The sequence below is a fragment of the Rhodospirillales bacterium genome (assembly GCA_020638175.1).
GTDB lineage: Bacteria > Pseudomonadota > Alphaproteobacteria > Micavibrionales > Micavibrionaceae > JACKJA01.
This window is the reverse complement of sequence record JACKJA010000002.1, coordinates 832,311-851,650: the sequence shown is the minus strand read 5'-3', so window position 1 is coordinate 851,650 and position 19,340 is coordinate 832,311. Positions and strand designations below refer to the sequence as shown.

The 19,340-nt window shown below is 55.1% G+C and carries 14 protein-coding genes; 7 read left to right on the top strand and 7 right to left on the bottom strand.

Features of this window, described 5'->3' with window-relative positions; all coding sequences use genetic code 11:
• Positions 1–3: 3 nt before the first annotated feature.
• Both H6868_04075 and H6868_04070 read right to left on the bottom strand, forming a co-directional pair.
• Positions 4–846 (bottom strand): amino acid ABC transporter substrate-binding protein, encoded by an 843-nt coding sequence (locus H6868_04075; GenBank protein ID MCB9988497.1) that lies wholly within the window; start codon positions 844–846, stop codon positions 4–6.
• On the bottom strand, positions 840–2,063 hold the full coding sequence (locus H6868_04070) for a DUF2066 domain-containing protein (GenBank protein ID MCB9988496.1): 1,224 nt from the start codon (positions 2,061–2,063) through the stop codon (positions 840–842). Before H6868_04070 ends, H6868_04075 begins: the two co-directional genes overlap by 7 nt.
• A gap of 64 nt (positions 2,064–2,127) precedes the next feature.
• Between H6868_04070 and H6868_04065 the strand changes: the two genes are divergently transcribed.
• The 3 genes from H6868_04065 to H6868_04055 are packed head-to-tail and all read left to right on the top strand — an operon-like array spanning position 2,128 to position 7,228.
• Positions 2,128–3,201: a phosphoribosylformylglycinamidine cyclo-ligase gene (locus H6868_04065; GenBank protein ID MCB9988495.1), complete on the top strand. Its 1,074-nt coding sequence runs from the start codon at positions 2,128–2,130 to the stop codon at positions 3,199–3,201.
• Positions 3,192–3,788 carry a phosphoribosylglycinamide formyltransferase gene (locus tag H6868_04060; GenBank protein ID MCB9988494.1) on the top strand — a complete coding sequence of 199 codons (597 nt, stop codon included), beginning with the start codon at positions 3,192–3,194 and terminating at the stop codon, positions 3,786–3,788. Before H6868_04065 ends, H6868_04060 begins: the two co-directional genes overlap by 10 nt.
• Before the next feature lie 53 nt (positions 3,789–3,841).
• Positions 3,842–7,228: a response regulator gene (locus H6868_04055; GenBank protein ID MCB9988493.1), complete on the top strand. Its 3,387-nt coding sequence runs from the start codon at positions 3,842–3,844 to the stop codon at positions 7,226–7,228.
• Positions 7,229–7,284: 56 nt separating this feature from the next.
• Here H6868_04055 and ndk read toward each other — a convergent pair whose 3' ends face one another.
• From ndk to alaS, 3 genes are all read right to left on the bottom strand, one after another.
• Positions 7,285–7,707: a nucleoside-diphosphate kinase gene (gene ndk, locus H6868_04050; protein ID MCB9988492.1), complete on the bottom strand. Its 423-nt coding sequence runs from the start codon at positions 7,705–7,707 to the stop codon at positions 7,285–7,287.
• Positions 7,708–7,795: 88 nt separating this feature from the next.
• Positions 7,796–8,401: a hypothetical protein gene (locus H6868_04045; protein MCB9988491.1), complete on the bottom strand. Its 606-nt coding sequence runs from the start codon at positions 8,399–8,401 to the stop codon at positions 7,796–7,798.
• 105 nt (positions 8,402–8,506) lie between these two features.
• A complete protein-coding gene (alaS, locus tag H6868_04040) occupies positions 8,507–11,164 on the bottom strand; it encodes an alanine--tRNA ligase (protein ID MCB9988490.1) in 2,658 nt (885 codons plus the stop codon).
• A 52-nt stretch (positions 11,165–11,216) separates the two neighbouring features.
• On the opposite strand from alaS, the gene hisN reads away from it, so the two are divergent.
• Positions 11,217–11,966, top strand: coding sequence for a histidinol-phosphatase (hisN, locus tag H6868_04035; GenBank protein ID MCB9988489.1), 750 nt, complete (start codon positions 11,217–11,219; stop codon positions 11,964–11,966).
• Positions 11,967–11,969: 3 nt separating this feature from the next.
• On the opposite strand, the gene H6868_04030 is transcribed toward hisN, so the two are convergent.
• Positions 11,970–13,928, bottom strand: coding sequence for a lytic transglycosylase domain-containing protein (locus tag H6868_04030; protein ID MCB9988488.1), 1,959 nt, complete (start codon positions 13,926–13,928; stop codon positions 11,970–11,972).
• 102 nt (positions 13,929–14,030) lie between these two features.
• Complete coding sequence (locus H6868_04025; protein MCB9988487.1) at positions 14,031–14,864, bottom strand: uracil-DNA glycosylase; 834 nt, start codon at positions 14,862–14,864, stop codon at positions 14,031–14,033.
• 122 nt (positions 14,865–14,986) lie between these two features.
• Between H6868_04025 and H6868_04020 the strand changes: the two genes are divergently transcribed.
• The 3 genes from H6868_04020 to H6868_04010 all read left to right on the top strand — a co-directional run bounded on the left by H6868_04020 (position 14,987) and on the right by H6868_04010 (position 19,333).
• Positions 14,987–16,564, top strand: a complete 1,578-nt coding sequence (locus tag H6868_04020) for an electron transfer flavoprotein-ubiquinone oxidoreductase (GenBank protein MCB9988486.1) — start codon at positions 14,987–14,989, stop codon at positions 16,562–16,564.
• Between the two features lie 97 nt (positions 16,565–16,661).
• Positions 16,662–18,413 (top strand): tetratricopeptide repeat protein, encoded by a 1,752-nt coding sequence (locus H6868_04015; GenBank protein MCB9988485.1) that lies wholly within the window; start codon positions 16,662–16,664, stop codon positions 18,411–18,413.
• 11 nt (positions 18,414–18,424) lie between these two features.
• On the top strand, positions 18,425–19,333 hold the full coding sequence (locus tag H6868_04010) for a 4-(cytidine 5'-diphospho)-2-C-methyl-D-erythritol kinase (GenBank protein ID MCB9988484.1): 909 nt from the start codon (positions 18,425–18,427) through the stop codon (positions 19,331–19,333).
• The last annotated feature ends 7 nt before the right edge of the window (positions 19,334–19,340 follow it).

Here is a 19,340-nt window from a genome sequence, read left to right as displayed (position 1 = left end):
ATTCTATTCTTGTTCGTAAGGGATAGCCACGCGTTTAAACGAACCCGGCCATTTTTCGTAGAGGGAGATAATTTCATCGACTTCCCCGTTATTGAGCATATGGGTCAAGGCCACGTCGATCATGTGGTTAAAACGGTATTCTCCCCCCTTCATCAAATATGAATTCTGGAAGACCTTCACCGGGCGATCGGCCGGCACCATGCGGACTTTGCCGGGATTGTTCTCCATAAAGGAATTCAAAATGTAATTTTCCATGAACGCCACGTCGGCCTTACCCGTCATGACATCGACCAACGGCTGAGCGAGGTCGGTCAGGTCCGGATAGGATGAAATTTTGGCGTTCGGGAACTGCGTTTGCGCGATCACAGTATAAGCCGAGCCATCGACGCTGCCGACGGTTACAGCCGGATCGTTGATCGCCTTCAGATTGTTGTCGAAGCGGATGTCACCTTCGCGGGAAACGGCATTCACAACCGTGTAATAAATCGGCTTGGAAAAAGCGGCGTAACGGGCCCGCGGCAAGTTCAGCCATGCCGCTGTACAAAGCATATCATAACGATCATTTATAAGCCCCTGTACCATTGTCGCGGTCCCTACTTCTTCGGCCCATTCGATTTCCAGTCCCAGACCCTCGGCAGCTTTTTTGATAACATCCGGCGACATCCCGTAGATTTCACCTGTATTGGGATCTTTTATGGTATTGGGCGGGTAAATGACGTAACCACAGCGGATTTTCCCGGTACGCATAACGCGTTCATACACCGATTCATTATCCGCCGCATGGGCGGCGGTCCCCATAACAAGGAAGATCAGAAACAGAGATAGTAAAAGCGCATGTTTTACCATGACTGTTGCTCCAGCGGGTTTTCCGGCGCCGCAATCGGCGGGGCCGGGGCATATTTGTTCAAATACAGATCATATACGGTATTCGCCGCCGGCCGGTAGCCATATTGCAGACCATAGGGATCGGTCGGCATCGCGCTTTCCGGCAAGGTCAGCGTCATATCGGCCTGCTCCAGCGCCAGCCGCAGGCGGTCCTCTGTTCCGCGATACACGAGTTCGATATCGGCTTGCCGCGGGGTCAGAGATTGAAGCTTCACGTCGCTGACGCCCTGCACGCTGCGCAGGGATTTTTGGGTATCCACCCATTCCTTCATCGAGCTATAGCGCACGCGGGCCTTCAGGCTGTTTTGCGGCAGGTTTGATTCAACCAGCGTTTTATCCTTCCAGTCTTTTTGCAGCGCCCGCCGCACGCCCATCACGGCGGCGGCAAAGACATCGCCATCCTCCGGCGCGTTAACATGAAAGTTCTGGACGAAAACCGGGCGAATCAATTCAGTCCGGTAAATTGTGATATTCAGTCCGGCGGGGGTTTCCGCCCCTTCCGGTTCCGGTGCCGCCAGAACAATTACACCATCGCCGGTGCCATAGCGTTCCATCATTTCCGCCATTTTCTGGGCGTCGTAGGTCAGCATGGTATCATCATTAATCGCAGCTACATCCTGCAGATCCCCGATCGGCACAACCACCGGCACCAGCCCGTATCCGGCGCCGCTGCGGTTCCATGCTTGGCGCCACGGATTGTTATCTTCCCAGATGACCATCCGCGTCCCCCATTGATAGAACGGCAGGATCAAAACCGGCTTGCTGGAAACATCGGTATAAGACACGCCGTAGCCAGAAAAATATTTACGAACCGCATCGTTTTTAAATCTGAAGATATAGGTTCCGACGTAGCGCACCGCGGATAACCGCTCTTCCGTGATTTCAAAATCCTGAATCAGGCTGGACACGACATCCGGCGCCGGCGGCGTCAGGGCCGCGGCTTGTGCGTCGGTCAGGAGCCGGGCAGCCAGCTCTTGAAAAGCCTGAACCTGTGCCTTCTGGAAAGCCTGCTCCCGCGCGGCCACGGCATCGTCCGCCGTCACGTCGACATGCACGCCCGTGACGGTAAAGGCATCACTGCCCTGCGCATATGCCGTTCCCCCTATGCCCATCAAAAAAGACGCGCAAAAAGAAAAGACTAGGATTAAACGCGGAAGTTTTTTATAAAATCTGCTCATATTCTCTTTCCTGTCGGATCGGTCCCACAGGATGTATATAACCTTTGCCGCGGCAGGATGCAAAATGAAAGACAGTGCTTACAAACAATCCGGCGTTGATATTGATGCGGGCGCCGAAGTGGTCGACCGGATCAAACCGCATGTCCAGTCCACGTTCCGAAGCGGCGTGATGCAGGGACTGGGCGGCTTTGGCGCGTTTTTCGACCTGAAACAGACCAAATACACAGATCCGGTTCTGGTGTCTTCGAATGACGGGGTGGGCACAAAATTAAAAATCGCGATTGATACCGGCGTGCATAACAGCGTCGGAATTGATCTGGTGGCGATGTGCGTCAACGATTTGATCGTGCAGGGGGCCGAGCCTTTGTTTTTTCTCGATTATTTTGCCACAGGCAAACTTGACCCGGCGGCCGCCGAAGATGTGATTGCCGGGATCGCCGCCGGATGCAAAGAGGCCGGCTGCGCCCTGATCGGCGGCGAAACAGCGGAAATGCCCGGCATGTACGGCGCGGGCGATTATGACCTCGCGGGCTTTACCGTCGGCGCGGTAGAACGCGACCGGATCGTGACCGGGGAGCGCGTGCAGGCGGGCGACGTTATTCTGGCGTTGGCCTCCAGCGGGCCGCATTCCAACGGTTATTCCCTGATCCGGCGGCTGGCCGAAAGTAACTATGACCGCCCGGCCCCGTTTCAGACAGACGCGGCGACGCTGGGCGCGGCGCTCCTGACGCCGACACGGATATACGTGAAAAGCCTGCTGGCGGCGCTGGAGGAAAACGATGCCGACGGCCAGCCCCTCATCAAGGCAATGGCGAATATTACCGGCGGCGGGCTGATCGAAAATATCCCGCGGACCATGCCGGAAGGCACGCAGGCCGTCATCGACGCCGCTTCATGGGAATTGCCGCCTGTGTTCCGGTGGTTGAAAGAGGCCGGGAACCTCTCTGCCGACGACATGGCCCGGACGCTGAACTGCGGGATCGGCATGACGGTCATCTGCGCAGCCGAGGCCGCCGCCAAGCTGACTGCCGTCCTCGAAAGCCATGGCGAAACCGTATACCGGATCGGCCATATCGCGGCAGCGCCGGGCGAAGAGGCGCATGTTACCCTCAAACATCAGGATGCAGAATGGGCGTAGAAAAAATCAATCTCGCCATATTTATTTCCGGGCGGGGGAGCAATATGGAGGCATTGATTGACGCCTGCCAAGCCCTTGATTTCCCGGCACAAATATGTGTTGTCTTCTCAAATAAACCGGAGGCCGTCGGGCTGGCGAAGGCACAGGCGGCGGGGATTGCCACGGAGGTTGTCGATCACCGGGATTTTCCGAAAGACAAGCCGGGGTTTGAAGCCGCGATCCAAGAGAAGCTGGCGCAATACCCGGTCGATCTGATCTGTCTGGCCGGTTTCATGCGTATCCTGAGCGCCGATTTTATTGCGCGCTGGCCGGGCCGTATTATCAATATCCACCCGTCCCTGCTGCCGAAATTCAAGGGGCTGGACACCCATGAACGGGCGCTGGAGGCCGGGGAAACCGAGCACGGCTGCACGGTTCATTATGTCGTGCCGGAAATGGATGCCGGGCCGGTAATTTTGCAAAAAGCCGTTCCTGTCCTTCCCGGCGACACCCCGGACACTCTGGCGGCCCGCGTTCTGGTGCAGGAGCACGCCGCTTATCCGGAGGCTGTGCGCACGGTCTGTGAAACCATTAAAAAATCCTCATAAAAAAAGTTATTAAGCTTCTCATTTTGTTCATGATTCTGTAACGATTTCAGGGCATGATAACCTCTGGTGCCGCCCGAACCCGCGGTGGCACGGGGGAGTTACAAGCGATGAATATCCATGCCGGGCGGCCCTGTCGGCCAACAACCGTCGTTATATCCGAGCGCTTACCTGTCTTCTGGCAGGCAAGTTTACTCCTGTTTCTGGCTGCCTTGATCTTGCTGTGCCCGCTCCCCGGTCATGCTGCCAAGATATCGCCTCTCGTCCTTCAGGACAGCCAAGACACCTATGAGCTCGCCCCGCACATGTTTGTGCTGCCCGATCCCGACAAACGCATGAAACCCCGTCAGGTCATTAAAAAATATCAGGAACAACAAACGCCTTACCGCGTTACCGGCAATATTTTGTCTTTGGGCACGTTGTCAAAGACTCCCCACTGGATTCTGTTTACCATTAAAAACAGCAGCTGGCGCGAAGGCTGGACGTTGTCGTTCGGGCAACATCTGGATGGCCGCTATGGCACATTGGCCCAGATCGTTATTTACAACACCAGCACCCAGACGAAAATCCTCGATACGCTGGCCTCTACCCAAAACCCCTATATCATTCAAAAGCACCTGACGACGGCGAAACCGCTGCATCTGCCGCGCGGTGAAGAGACAACCATACTGCTCTATGTCATTCCGGAGCCGGGATTGCCAACGACCCTTGTTCCGCAGCTTATTGAAGACAACACCTATCTGGCGATCCAGAAAACGCCCCTCTTGCCGTCCCGCATGCTGGGGTATTTCCTGCTTATTATGGCCGGTATATTTTTGGGGAGCTGTATGGTCACACGGCTGGGGACCTGCACGTTTATCGCTATTTACTATCTTTTACACCTGTTTTTGTTTTATGCGCAAAACGACTTGCTGTTGTCCCATGCGCCTCTGACGTCGGAAATGCCGGGTATTTTGTTTAACCTGATCGTGATTTCCTCCATATGGGCCAGCCGCTATTTCTATAGCTTCAGCCCCACACAACAAGCGCAGATACGAAGCGTGCGCGTTGCGACAGCCTTGATCCTTTTGTCATTAGTCATCGCCGTGATCCTTCCGGATTCCAGTATTTTCCGGCCTGTTCTGATGGCCTTTCCGGCGCTGGGCGGGCTTGTTTACCTGTCTCTTCTGGCTTTTTCCCAAGGGCTGGAGGGGCGTCACGAATCCTATCTTATGGCTTTTGGCTGGCTTATCCAGATAACCGGGGCCGTTACCACCGGTCTGGCCCTGACCGGGATTTTACCGCCGTCGCCCTTACTGATTAACGCTTATTGGTGGTCCTTGATCCCGCAAGCTATTTTGCTCGCCACGTCTGTCTTTATATTAATACGGCTGCAAGCCGACCAAAACCCGTATGAGAATAAAGGAAAGAACCAAAATAACGAGCTGTCGGATGAATTGCGCTCCACACGGATTGAAAAGGAAAACACCCGCCTGATGCGCCTGATCGATCATGAACGGGCGGCTATGAACGAGCTGCGGGAACGTGAGCTTCAGCAAGCCCGTGAAATGCGGAAATCCAAGGAAATTGCGGATTTAGCCAACCGCGCCAAGTCAGCTTTTCTCGCCGTGGTCAGCCACGAAATTCGCACGCCGATGACCGGGATCATGGGGATGGTGCGGTTGCTGAAAGAAACCAAGTTGAGTCAGGAACAACGGCAACAGGTCCAGACCATTCAGGATTCCGGCGATACCATGCTGGCGCTTTTGAACGACATTCTGGATTTTGAAAAAATTGAAACCGGCAAGCTTGACCTTGAATATATTGATTTCGACCTACCCCGCCTGATTAACGACATTGTGACATTGATGTCCGGCCATGCCGCCACAAAGAAGGTGTATTTGCGGGCGGATATCGATTCAGATCTGCCCCGTTTCGTCGTCGGTGACCCGATCCGCCTGCGTCAAGTGCTTCTGAATCTAGCCGGTAATGCCGTAAAATTCACCAAAGAAGGCGGGGTTACTATCCGCGTGAAACCTGCGCCGGGGAGCACCGACGATGTTTCGTCTTCTCATACGCAGCGTATCTTGTTTTCGGTCGAGGATACCGGCATAGGGATCGCCCCGGAAGCCCAAACGAATTTGTTTAATCCCTTTGCGCAGGCCGATAAAACGATCACCCGGAACTTTGGGGGCTCGGGGCTGGGGCTGGCCATTTCCCAGCGGCTGATTGAAGCCATGGGCAGCCACATTGCCATTGATAGCACCGAAGGCGAAGGGTCAACGTTCTTTTTCACCCTGACATTGAAAGAGGGGCAGGAACAAAATGCGGAAATGAGCTTTAAAAGTCTTAATCTGGCCAGCCAGACATCGGCGCAGATGATGAAAATTCTTGTGGTCGAAGACAATGAAATCAACCAGAAGCTGGTCCGGGAATTCCTTTCCCGGATGGGACACGAGGTTACGTTATCCGGCAGCGGTGAAGATGCCCTGAGCCTGATCGAGCAAACAGAGCCGTTCAATATGATTTTGATGGATATACACCTGCCGGGCATTAGCGGGATCGGGGCGACCAAGGCCATTCGCGCAATGGCCGATCCGGCCAAGGCCACCGTGCCCGTGATTGCCCTGAGCGGGAACGTCAGTGACAGCGATAGACGCGAATGCTATGCCGCCAATATGAACGACCATGTTCCCAAGCCGATCGAACCGGAGATGCTGAAACGGGTTATAGACCGCGTTATCAACGGCAGTCTGCCTAACCCGGTTGTCGTCGAAGGCATTGACATGGATAATTTGCCCCTCCCCACGGCTCCGGTCACGCCTGCGCCACAGCCCGATCACGAAGAAACCTTGCTCAAAGGGCCGGACGCTTTATCGTTAGAAACGGAGGAAAAGAGCGCCAGTGATGATGGGGATAGTCCTGTGGAGGATGATCCTCTGGAGTCCATGAACCAGACATCGCCCCTGCGGGATTATATTTTGAATACCGACCTGAGCGAACTGGGTGATATGGGCGATCTTGACGATCCTGATTTTGACAGCTTCGCCGAAGCGCTGGAACTGGCCGATGATGACGAAGATGGCGATAACGAAAACATGGCGGCCGCGATGCCGACCGACAATTTGCTCGATTATCCCATGCTGAACCTTTTGCGGGAGAATATCGGGCGAGACAAGCTGATTTCCCTGCTGGACGACCTTTACCAGAAAGCTGATGAGCTTCTGGCCGCTATTAAAGAGTCACAAAGTACGAGCGATACGCAAAACATCGCGGCCCGCATCCATGAGCTTAAAGGCATGGCCGGGAATTTCGGATTCAAAGACCTCAGCGCCATCGCCAGAACCATCGAGCAGGAAGCCAAAGCGGAAAAGAACATCACGGATCAAGAGATCAATGATCTGCAAAATTCCTATGAACAATCAAAAGAAAAACTGGTGGTCTGGCTGCAGGAAACGCAGTGACCATAAAAAAAGAGGGCTGAACGGCCCTCTTTTCCAAATCACTTCACTGCGGCTCTTTAGCCCACGATTTCATCATCATTGAAGAAATAAGCAATTTCGATGGCTGCGTTTTCAAGGCTGTCGGAGCCATGAACGGAGTTTTCACCGATATTCAGGGCATATTCCTTACGGATCGTGCCTTCGGCAGCTTCCGCCGGGTTGGTCGCGCCCATGACTTCGCGGTTTTTGGCTACGGCGTCTTCGCCTTCCAGAACCTGAACCACCACCGGCTCGGAGCTCATGAATTCGGTCAGTTCGCCAAAGAACGGGCGTTCCTTGTGAACGGCATAAAAGCCCTGAGCCTGTTCCAGCGTCATGTGGATGCGTTTTTGCGCGATGATGCGCAGACCGGCTTCTTCCAGCTTTTTGTTGATCGCGCCGGTCAGATTGCGACGTGTCGCGTCAGGCTTAATAATCGAAAAAGTGCGTTGAACCGCCATTGTTAAATTCCTTTTTTGCTATCGGTAGAATCTTTTCGTGCGCGCCTTATAACGCAGTCAGATCAGAAGAGCAAGAGAGGATTTCTTTTTAGAAAGCCAGTTTTAGCGCCGGGACAAATGGTATAAATCCGATTGCTTTATAAGAACATTCCTTGACAGGCACGTCGGATAGCGCGCGGGCGCTATTCATCACGCTGTCAAAAATCTCTTCATCCTTGTGATAGCCATTATCGACTAAAAACGGGAGTGTCCGACTAACCTTCAAAAACTCAAGACGATGCTGTTCTTTGTGGGGACATAAATGCTCGCCATTCGCCCTGTAGCTTTGATGCTTACCTTCGACATGCCCCAACATATTTTCATGATCCGGATCAATGTTGTGCGCTTTTAAAGTGTTTTTGCAATTTCCCCATGGCGCCGCAGACACTTCATCCAAAGACCATCCATTATTACCATCTTTGGTGAAAACAACGGATCTCTCATCTTTTACCTCGGCAAGATATCTTTTGGGGTGTGTTTGTTTAAATGTCAGATGACCACCACCAAGAGACAAAGAAGCCGACACATTATATTCACCTATGCGGGATGTCAGCGTTATACCATTATCCAGACTTTTTTCTTGCAGCCGGGACACAATATTTTGAATCTCTTCGGGATTGTACTGGATATTTTGCACACTCATCATTCTCTCCATTACCAACTATTATGTGTCATTATTTTGGGTGCTTTATAGTTAAGCGCCATCATTATGTCAATGAAAAATCATTAACATGCAATCACATTGGTTAAGGGGAAAGCCTTAGCCTGCCAGCGCGGTTTCGACAGCACTAACGGCATCGCTGGCAGCGCCTGCATCCGGGCCACCGGCCTGCGCCATGTCGGGACGACCGCCGCCGCCCTGCCCGCCGAGTGCCGCCGCGCCGGCCTTCACCAGATCAACAGCGCTGATCTTGCCGGTCAGGTCATCGGTGACGCCGACCACGATCGAAGCTTTGCCCTCGTTCGTGGCAATCAGCGCGACAACGCCGGAGCCAATTCTGGCTTTCAGGTCGTCGGCCATCGGCTTCAAATCCTTGGGCGGGAAGCCGTCCAGAACCTTGGCAACGAATTTGATGCCGCCAATATCGCGAATATCGTCGTTGGCGCTGCCGCCTCCCGATGCGCCCGTGGCAACTTGCCTGCGCAGTTCGGAGACTTGCTGTTCCAATTTTTTCTTTTCCTGCGCCAGCGCCTTCACCCGGTCGACCAGTTCTGCCGGAGAGGCTTTGATGGCCTCGGCGGCTTCGTGCAGGCGGCGGTCTTGTTCTTCAAGATAAGCCAGCGCACCGCGCCCGGTCAGCGCCTCGATCCGGCGGACACCAGCAGCCAGCGCACTGTCAGATACGATTTTCAGCAGGCCGATATCCCCGGTGCGGCGGACGTGCGTCCCACCGCAAAGCTCGACAGAGAACGGCTTGCCGCTATCCTGACTGGTCGTGCCCATGGTGAGGACGCGGACTTCTTCGTCATATTTTTCACCAAACAACGCCATGGCGCCGGCTTCGATTGCTTCTTCCTGTGCCATCAGGCGCGTTTCCACGTCGGTGTTGGCGCGGATTTCATCGTTCACACGGGCTTCGATCGCGGCGGCTTCTTCGGCGGTCATCGGATGGTTATGCGAGATATCGAAACGCAGGCGCTGGTCGTCAACCTGAGAGCCTTTCTGGGTGACATGCGCGCCCAGACGTTCACGCAAAGCGGCATGCAACAAGTGCGTGGCCGAGTGATTGGCGCGGATGTCGCTGCGGCGTTCATGATCGACAATCATCTGCACGGCATCGCCGTTTTTGATTGCGCCTTTTGTAACCTTACCGATATGAACCCAGAGTTTGCCCACTTTTTTCTGGGTGTCGGTAATGCTAACCGTGTCACCGTTCACCGTTTTAAAGGTGCCAATATCCCCGACCTGTCCCCCGGACTCGCCGTAGAAAGGAGTCTGGTTGGTGATGATCTGGACATCTTCACCTGTTTTGGCCTCGTCAATGCGTTTTCCATCATGGACCAGCGCTTTGATCTGGCCTTCGGCGACTTCGGATTTATAGCCGAGGAAATCGGTTGCGCCGCACTCGTCGAGCAGATCGTACCAAAGCTTTTCCGTGGCAGCGTCGCCGGAACCGGACCAGTTTTTGCGGGCCAGTTCGCGCTGTTTTTCCATGCAGGTTTCAAAGCCCTCGTTATCGACTTCGATCCCCTTGGCTTTCAAGGCGTCCTGCGTCAAATCAAGTGGAAATCCGAATGTATCATAGAGTTTAAATGCCACATCGCCGGGAAATTTCTTGCCAGCGGAAAGCCTCTCAGTTTCCTCGTCCAGAAGACGCAGCCCGTTATCCAGCGTTTTCTTGAAACGGGTTTCTTCCATACGCAGGGTTTCGGTCACCAGTGCCTCGGCCCGGCGAATTTCCGGGTAGGCTTCGCCCATCAGGGACGTCAGCGTCGGCACTAGTTTGTACATCAAGGGCTCTGCCGCGCCGAGCAAGTGCGCATGACGCATACCGCGGCGCATGATCCGGCGCAGAACGTAGCCGCGCCCTTCGTTCGACGGCATCACGCCATCGGCCATCAGGAACGTGGCGGCGCGCAAATGGTCGGCAATCACGCGGTGAGACGGTGCTTGGTCCCCTTCCGGCGAGACGCCCGTCAGGTCGGCGCTATGTTCAATAATTTTCCGCAGCAGGTCGATATCATAGTTATCACTTTTTCCCTGCATAATCGCAGAAACACGCTCCAGCCCCATTCCCGTATCAATACATGGATTGGGCAGTTTTTCCTGTTCGTCGGCGGATATCTGATTGAATTGCATAAATACCAGATTCCAAATTTCAACAAACCGGTCACCATCTTCATCGGGACTTCCCGGCGGCCCACCGAAAATATGTTCACCGTGATCGTAGAAAATTTCGGTACAGGGACCGCACGGCCCGGTATCGCCCATGCGCCAGAAATTATCATCGGTCGGAATGCGGATGATCTTGTTATCGTTAAAGCCGGTGACTTTTTTCCAGATCCCGGCGGCTTCCTCGTCCGAGCTATGGACCGTTACCAGCAGCTTTTCAGGCGGCAGGCCAAAATTTTTCGTGACCAGTTCCCAGGCGAATGCAATGGCGTCTTCCTTGAAGTAATCACCAAAGGAGAAGTTCCCCATCATTTCAAAGAATGTATGGTGCCGCGCCGTATAGCCGACATTTTCAAGGTCGTTGTGCTTACCGCCCGCCCGCACGCATTTCTGGGCCGTTGTCGCGCGGCTGTAGGGGCGCGTTTCCTTGCCTGTGAAAACGTCCTTGAACTGGTTCATCCCGGCGTTGGAGAACATCAGTGTCGGATCATTCTGGGGCACCAGCGAGCTTGACGGCACGATGGTATGGCCCTTTGTTTCAAAAAACTTCAAAAATTCACTGCGGATGTCATTGACGGTTTTCATGCACGGCCTCTATGTTAGCTAAGTCCTAATAACATAGTGATTGCGGGGATTTATGCAAGAATTGATTGAACTGGCGAACAAACTGGCTGACGAGGCCGGGATCATTGCCCGGCAGTATTTTCGTCAGCCCTTTTCAGTTGAAAGCAAAAGTGATGAAACGCCGGTGACGATTGCCGATCGTGCGATAGAAAAGAGAATGCGGGAAATCATTGAATCCGAACGGCCTGACGATGGTATTCTGGGTGAAGAATTCAGCATAAAGGAAAGTAAGAACGGCTATGTATGGGTGCTCGACCCGATCGACGGGACGAAATCCTTTATCGTAGGGCGCCCGACTTTCGGCACTTTGATCGCCCTTTGTAAAGACGATGTTCCCGTTTTAGGCGTGGTCGACCAGCCGATTTCAAAAGAACGCTGGGTCGGGGCGGAGGGCCACCAGACAACATTTAACGGCCAGACCGTTCAGACACGCCCGTGTTCATCGCTGAAGGAAGCCTGTTTTTCAACCACCAGCCCTGCCTACCTGCCTATGTGGGCCGGGATTCGCGAACGATGCGCGCTTACCGTCTGGGGCGGGGATTGTTATTCCTATGCCCTGCTGGCGTCGGGCAATATTGATATGATTATCGAGAGCGGACTGGCCCCGCACGATTTTGCGGCGCTTGTCCCGGTTATCCATCAGGCGGGCGGATTGATATGTGACTGGGCCGGCCAGCCGCTGAGCCTGAAATCAGACGGGTGCATTATCGCGCTGGGTGATCCGGCGTTGAAAGACCAAGCGCTGGCGCTTTTAAATGAATAAGGGTTACTGAACAGCAGCGAAGCGCTGACTATCCATCTGGACGTAGCGGGCCCACTGGCCTTCCGCCACAGCGTCGAGTGAGGGCGTATCCTGTTTCAGGCGCAGGCGGTAAATCCAGTAGTTCGACATCACACGCTCAACAAACACTCGCGTTTCACCAACCGGGATGCTTTCGATAAAGAGCAGCGGATCGTCTTGCATAAAGGCCAGTTCGCGCTTCCATTTGCGCAAGTTTCCCGGCCCGGCGTTATAAGCCACCAGCAGCGAAAACAATTCCGTCCCGACATGATCCTGATACAAGAGTTCCTCGACGTAACGCTGGCCGATATCCAGATTGACCTGTGGGTCTTTTAACGTATGGCGGCCATCAGCGGTGCGGAAATCGTGGGTCCGGGCGACATGGGTGGCCGTGGCCGGCATTAGCTGCATCAGGCCGACAGCGCCGCTGCCGCCATTTTCAGCCGCCGGGTTAAACCGCGATTCCTGACGGATCAGGGCATGAATCAATGCCCTATCGACCTTGAACCCGCCCTTGGGCGTCCATGGCGCCAACGGATAAAGCGCGGCATCATACAGCCCGCCCGATGGCGGCGCATAGCTTTCCGCCAGCCGCATCGAGAAAGCCGGAAGGCCGGTATTTTCGGCATAAGCCAGAAGGGCCACGCGTAATTCCTGATCGCCGACGATATTCACATTACGCAATTCGCTCTCGGCGAGGTGATATTGACCGGCCGCCACCAGAAGCATGGCGCGCTGAGCCGCCGGATTGCCCCCCAGTTTCTTTCGGTAGCTATCGGAAAACTCAGGTATATCCCAGTTAAAATCAAAATCCCATCCCAATGCCCGCGTAGCGATCAGACCATAGAAAGTACGGGGATTTTGCGCCGCCTTTTGCAGCCATGGGCTGACAGCCTTGACATTGCCCGCCCGCAAATGCGCCCGCGACGCCCAATATGCGCCGGCCGCCGCCGTCCACGGAGAAGCATAGGACGAGTCTGCCATGATCTCAAAATAACGAGCGGCTTTCGCATATTCACCTTGCCGCCATGATACCAGCCCGGCAACCCAGCCCGATTGCGGCGCCTGCGTCCCGGAACGAAGGGCGCTGACCCGTGCGATATCCATGGCTTTATCCAGTTTGCCTTCCAGCATATAGCTGCGCGCGATCAGGGATTGCAGACGGTCATATTCCACCGTATCCAAAAGTTTACCGCGCGGGTCTTCCAGCAAACGCTTGTAGGCATTCGTCGGGGCGCTGCGCGACAGGTCGCGGCGGATTTCACGGGACAGGGCAATAATCTGGTCACGTTGTGCCGCTGTCCGGCTTTTCTTTGATTTATAGGGCCGGTCCCGGTCATTGATAATATCAAGATACCCGCCAAAGCTGCCGCCGCGCGCCTCTACCGGCTTGCGCAACGCACCTTTGTAATCCGCGGGCATACGGGCCAACGCCAGTTTGTAAATACGGTCCGCCCCCGGATGATCAGCATACATATCCATCCATCCCGACAATTCATCGAATGTGGCGCTGTAAGCCGAGGGGTGCATATAACGCTGGAACAGCACATAGCCGCGTAGACGCTGATCGGAAAGCCGGTTCATTAAAGCGCCCGCCGTATCCCACTGGCCGCGCGTCTGCGCCGAAAATATTTTTTGATACAGCTGGGAATCCTGAGGGGACAAAGGCGCACCCTTCGCCGGGATCGGCCGTTTTTTGGGAACAGGCGCTTTACCGAAATTAAGGAGTTGCGCGACGGCCGGCATCCCGAAATCAGGTTTACGCGGCGGCAACGGCAAAGCGCGCTCAATAATGACACCGCCTTGAGCGGCGGCCTCATTTATCATCAACGGCTTGACCGTCGGTATAGGTGGAACCGTCATCCCCGCCCCGGCATTATGGACAGGAACAAGGACAAAAACAGCCAGCAGCGCCAGCTTTCGCCCGATTCCGGTTTTCATCATGTTTCGCATAACGCGTATGGGATAAACGATCTTGTGGATAAAGTCTACAAAATCCGGCGCGGTTATCCCGCGTTATCAACAGATTCGCTGTCCGGCGCGTTTCTACAGGGCTTTTATTTTCTGCTGAATGGTCAGCATATCCTGCCAGACAGCCTGTTTTTGCGAAGGGGTACGCAGCAGGTACGCGGGATGATATGTAGCAATCGCCGGAATGGCGCCGGCGCTCGTGATTCCCGGTGTCAAAGGCCGGTAATCATGCCAGCGGCGACGCAGGCGTGAAATGCTCTCACCGCTGCCCAGCAGCGCCTTGGCCGACACACCGCCGCACAGAATCAGGATTTTCGGCTGGACCAGTTCAATGTGGCGTTCGATAAACGGCAGGGCTACGTCTACTTCGCCCGGCGCGGGCGTCCGGTTACCCGGCGGCCGCCAGTTCAGAATATTGGATATATAGACGGCTTTGGCCGGATCATCAGCCGTCCGGTCAAGATCTATACATTTCAGGATACGGTCGAGAAGCTGCCCGGACACCCCGACGAATGGCTTGCCCAGACGGTCCTCATCGGCGCCCGGCGCTTCGCCGACCAGCATAACGGAAGCTTTCGGATTACCATCGCAAAACACCATATTGGTTGCCGTTTTCTTGAGCGGCAACCCTTCGAAACCGGCAATAGCTTCACGCAATTCATCGAGCGTCTGCGCCGATTGCGCCAGACGAATGGCTTCGGTGCGCGCCTCGGACGCCCCCAACGCCGCAGGGGAAACCGCCGGAAACGACGTTCCGGGCGTCACGGCTTTGGTTTTTGTTGCCGCGCTTTTTACTTCCGAGGCGGGCGCAGGCTTCAACGCTGTTTTATCAAGCGGCTCTGCCGCCAGTGCCTCATCGGCTCCGGCTTCGATTTGCCATTCCAGTGCTGATAAAAGAGCGTCGCGCATGTGCTTAAAGACTATTCCTTATTCTTCCAAGATTCTTTAGGATTATCGGATAAAGTAAAAAGACTCAAGAATTACCGAGGATCAAGAGCATGCCAGATACAATTCGCACCGACCGTGAAGCCATGGAATACGACGTTGTGATCGTCGGGGCGGGACCGGCGGGGCTGTCCTGCGCGATCCGGTTGAAACAAATCAATCCGGACATATCCGTTTGTATCCTTGAGAAAGGCGCGGAAGTCGGCGCCCATTTGCTGTCCGGCGCGGTGTTTGAAACGCGGGCGCTGGACGAGCTGATCCCCGACTGGGCAGAAAAAGGCGCGCCGCTGGCGGTCAAAGCGAAAAAAGACCACTTTTTGTTCCTGACCCGGAAAGGTTCGTTCAGGCTCCCCACTCCGCCGCAGATGAGCAATCACAGTAATTACATCATGTCGCTGGGCTTGCTGGGCCGCTGGCTGGCGGGTCAGGCCGAGGCTCTGGGCGTCGAGATATTTCCCGGTTTTGCCGCTGCGGAAGTTCTTTATCACGAGGATGGCCGGGTGAAAGGCGTGGCGACCGGCGACATGGGGATCGGCAAGGATGGCGAAAAAACGGCCAATTTCGAGCCTGGCGTTGAACTTCACGCCCGGCAAACCGTGTTTGCGGAAGGCTGTCACGGTTCCTTGACCAAGACACTGATTGCAAAATTCGACCTGCGCAAGAACAGCGATCCCCAGACTTACGGGCTGGGGATCAAGGAAATCTGGGAGGTTCCGCCCGAAAACCATGACGAAGGGCGGGTTGTGCATACGATTGGCTGGCCGCTGGATAACGATACCTATGGCGGCAGTTTCATGTATCACGCCGAAAACAACCAGATCTATGTCGGGTTTGTTATCGGGCTGGATTATAAAAACCCCTATTTGTCGCCGTTCGAGGAAATGCAGCGCTTTAAAACCCATCCGGCCATTCGCAAAACATTAGCCGGCGGACGACGCATCGCTTACGGCGCGCGGGCACTGGTCGAGGGCGGGATTCAGTCCCTGCCGACGCTTGAGTTTCCCGGCGGACTGTTGATTGGCGATACGGCCGGGTTTTTGAACGTGCCCAAGATCAAGGGCAATCACACCGCCATGAAATCCGGAATGGTCGCCGCGGAGGCACTGGCCGAATCACTCGACGCCCCGGCTTACAGCGCGAAAATGAAAGAAAGCTGGGTCTGGCAGGAGCTTTACAAGGTCCGCAATATCCGCCCCGGCTTTCACAAGGGGCTGTGGGCCGGCCTGATGAATGCCGCGCTTCAAACGCTGGGGCTGTGGCGATTGCCCGGCACGCTGAAAAACCATGCCGATTATGCACAGCTTGAAAAAGCAGCCAGCAGCGCGCCAATCGCCTATCCGAAACCGGATGGGACGCTGACGTTTGACCGGCTGTCTTCAGTCAACCTGTCCAACACCATGCACGAAGAAAATCAGCCCAGTCATTTGAAACTAAAAGATAAAAACGTACCGATCGAAAAAAACCTTCCGGAATATGACGAACCGGCGCAGCGCTATTGCCCGGCAGGCGTTTACGAAATAATAAAAGAAAACGGATCGGATCGTTTTGTTATAAACGCCCAAAACTGCGTCCACTGTAAAACCTGTGATATCAAAGACCCAGCCCAGAATATCAACTGGACCGTGCCGCAGGGCGGCGGCGGGCCGAATTACGGCAACATGTAAATCCATCCATAAAATCAACATAAGCCACTGGCCATTCCGGTAGTTATGCTATAATTGTTTTTTTTAGATATCTGCGAAAAACGCGTGAAGGAACGTCATGATCCGTCAAATTTTTCTTATGGTTTTATTGTTGGCCGCAATAGGAACGGCGTATGGCGTGCGGACGCTGTCCGACCACACAACGAGCGATGATACCGGCCAGACTATGACCGACGCGGCGCGGGCCAACCTTCAGCTCCTTCATATGGAACCCCGCAAAACCATGGCCGGGGAATTTCTGTCCAGCCATTTTGCCCAGTCGGAAAATGACTGGAAAAGCGCCAACGAACATCTGGGGCAGCTTCTGGTCTTCGATCCTGACAACGAAGAGCTTCTTAAGCGCTCCATGATTCTGGCCACCGGTTATGGGGATCTGGCTCTGGCGGCGCAGCGGGCGCAACAACTGGTCGACCGCGACCCGGAAAATGCGCTGGCCCTGATGATCGTCGCCGTCAATGCCATGACGAAAGACGATATGGACACGGCTGTCCGTGACCTGAAGGCCATGCCGATCGGCGATATTACCGATTACATACAGCCCTTGCTGCTGCACTGGGCCGAAGCCGGTCAAGGGACGTTGAATATGGACAAGTTCGATGCCACATCGATCCATGCTTTCCACGCTGCGCTTATGGCCCTGATGCTCGGTGACAAGGAAAAGGCCAGGGCCGCTATTGACGTTATTCTTAATGCCCCTTCGATAAATCCGTTCGAGGCAGAAAGAGCGGCGGATTTGCTGGCCCTGTCCGGCGACTACGAAAAAGCCATGGATATTTACAAGCAAACGGCCCTGCAAAACGGGCAGATGGATTCAGTCAGCAAAAAGATTGCCGCCCTGACCAAGGGGCCGGACGCCTTGTTGAAGCTGTTGAAGCCGCTCAAAATTGAAAATGCCGCGCAAGGGGCTGCGCTGGCCATGTATGACATGGCGGATCTTTTGTACCGCGAAAACAGTGCCACCAGCGCCCGCCTGTTTGCGCAACTGGCTTTGGCGCTCAATCCGGACCTGAGCGATGTGCATTTTATGCTGGCCAATGCGGCGGCCCATGACGGGCGGTATGATGAAGCTATCGCTCATCTGGAACAAATTCCGCCGGATCACGAGCAATATGTCGAAACCCAGCGCGCGGCCGCAGACCTGATGGCCCGGGCCGGACGGACGGATGACGCCATGAAGCTGCTCAACCGTCTTTTCACCGAGAATAACGATATTGAATCACTGATCCGGATCGGCGACCTGTATCGGAGTGATGAAAAATACGGCGACGCCCTGACGTATTACAACCGCGCCGCCGATGCGATCGGCCCGGATATTCCTGAAAAATACTGGCATCTCCTGTATGCCCGCGGCATGGCTTATGAACGCGAAGGCGCATGGGACAAAGCCGAACGCGACTTGAAAGCGGCGCTGGTTTACCGACCGGATCATCCTTTCCTGCTCAACTATCTTGGCTATGGCTGGGCCGATCAGGGCATGCATCTGGAGGAATCCCTTGACCTTATCAAGCGCGCCGTTGCCCTGCAGCCGCAAGACGGCTATATCGCCGACTCGCTGGGCTGGGTTTACTATATGATGGGCCGCTATGAAGAGGCGCTGCCGCCGTTGGAAAACGCCGTGGAGTTGTTGCCCTATGATGCGACGCTGAACGACCATCTGGGCGATGCTTACTGGCAAGTCGGACGGCGGCTGGAGGCCCGTTTCCAGTGGGAACGCGCCCGGAATTTTGCCGAAAACGATGAAGATCGCGCCCGGATCGAAGAAAAGCTGCGCACCGGGCTTCAGCCTGATGTCAAACAGGCCAAGAACTAGAGTCTGGCATCATGACTCCCTCTCCCCCTGTCCGCCGCCTGTTCGCCCCGGCCAAGGTTAACCTTTACCTGCATATTACCGGCAAGCGCGCCGACGGGTATCATTTGCTCGATTCCCTGATGGGGTTTGTCGATGTCGGCGATGAGATTACGATTACCCCCGCGCCGCACTTCGATTTTGCCGTTGACGGCCCCTTTGCCGGCGGGTTTTCCGCCGAAGAGTTAAGTACAGCGCCTCATTCCACCAATCTGGTTGTCCGCGCCGTATACAAGCTGGCGGATGCCTTAAACCGAACGCCGGATTTCAAGATCACCCTGACCAAAAACCTGCCGCTGACATCCGGGATGGGCGGCGGCTCTTCCGATGCGGCGACGGCAATCTGGGGCATATTGGAGCATTGGGATACCCGCCCCCAATCCGTTCCCGACCTGACAGACCTGCTGCTGTCTCTCGGGGCGGAACTGCCGGTCTGTCTGTCCTGCCGTCCGGCGCTGGTCAGCGGCATTGGCGAAACCGTTCACCCCGCCCCGCCGATGGGGGAGGTTCCTGTTTTGCTCATCAATCCGGGAAAGCCCTGCAGTACCGCCACTATTTTCAAGAATTTTCACGGCCCGTATCACACGCCCGTCACATGGCCCGCCCGGTTCGAAAAAACGAACGATCTGATTTCTTATCTGGCACGGCTGGAAAACAGCCTGACCGACGAAGCCGTCAAGCTGGTGCCGGAGATATCATCCGTTCTGGATATACTTACGGCACAAGAGGGCTGCGTTCTGGCGCGCATGTCGGGAGCCGGAGCAACCTGTTTCGGCCTGTTCGGCACCGAAGCGGAAACCATCGCCGCCGCCGCACGCATAAAAAAAATCCACCCGGAATGGTGGATTGCTTCCGGCCTTCTAAATCGCCCGGAACGTTATTGATCGCAGC

Coding starts and splice junctions, on each gene's coding strand:
- H6868_04015 (MCB9988485.1), top strand. CDS start 16,662: ATGATCCGTCAAATTTTTCTTATGGTTTTATTGTTGGCCGCAATAGGA.
- H6868_04025 (MCB9988487.1), bottom strand. CDS start 14,864: ATGCGCGACGCTCTTTTATCAGCACTGGAATGGCAAATCGAAGCCGGA.
- H6868_04070 (MCB9988496.1), bottom strand. CDS start 2,063: ATGAGCAGATTTTATAAAAAACTTCCGCGTTTAATCCTAGTCTTTTCT.
- H6868_04020 (MCB9988486.1), top strand. CDS start 14,987: ATGGAATACGACGTTGTGATCGTCGGGGCGGGACCGGCGGGGCTGTCC.
- H6868_04030 (MCB9988488.1), bottom strand. CDS start 13,928: ATGATGAAAACCGGAATCGGGCGAAAGCTGGCGCTGCTGGCTGTTTTT.
- H6868_04060 (MCB9988494.1), top strand. CDS start 3,192: ATGGGCGTAGAAAAAATCAATCTCGCCATATTTATTTCCGGGCGGGGG.
- H6868_04055 (MCB9988493.1), top strand. CDS start 3,842: ATGATAACCTCTGGTGCCGCCCGAACCCGCGGTGGCACGGGGGAGTTA.
- H6868_04075 (MCB9988497.1), bottom strand. CDS start 846: ATGGTAAAACATGCGCTTTTACTATCTCTGTTTCTGATCTTCCTTGTT.
- hisN (MCB9988489.1), top strand. CDS start 11,217: ATGCAAGAATTGATTGAACTGGCGAACAAACTGGCTGACGAGGCCGGG.
- H6868_04065 (MCB9988495.1), top strand. CDS start 2,128: ATGAAAGACAGTGCTTACAAACAATCCGGCGTTGATATTGATGCGGGC.
- alaS (MCB9988490.1), bottom strand. CDS start 11,164: ATGAAAACCGTCAATGACATCCGCAGTGAATTTTTGAAGTTTTTTGAA.
- H6868_04045 (MCB9988491.1), bottom strand. CDS start 8,401: ATGGAGAGAATGATGAGTGTGCAAAATATCCAGTACAATCCCGAAGAG.
- ndk (MCB9988492.1), bottom strand. CDS start 7,707: ATGGCGGTTCAACGCACTTTTTCGATTATTAAGCCTGACGCGACACGT.
- H6868_04010 (MCB9988484.1), top strand. CDS start 18,425: ATGACTCCCTCTCCCCCTGTCCGCCGCCTGTTCGCCCCGGCCAAGGTT.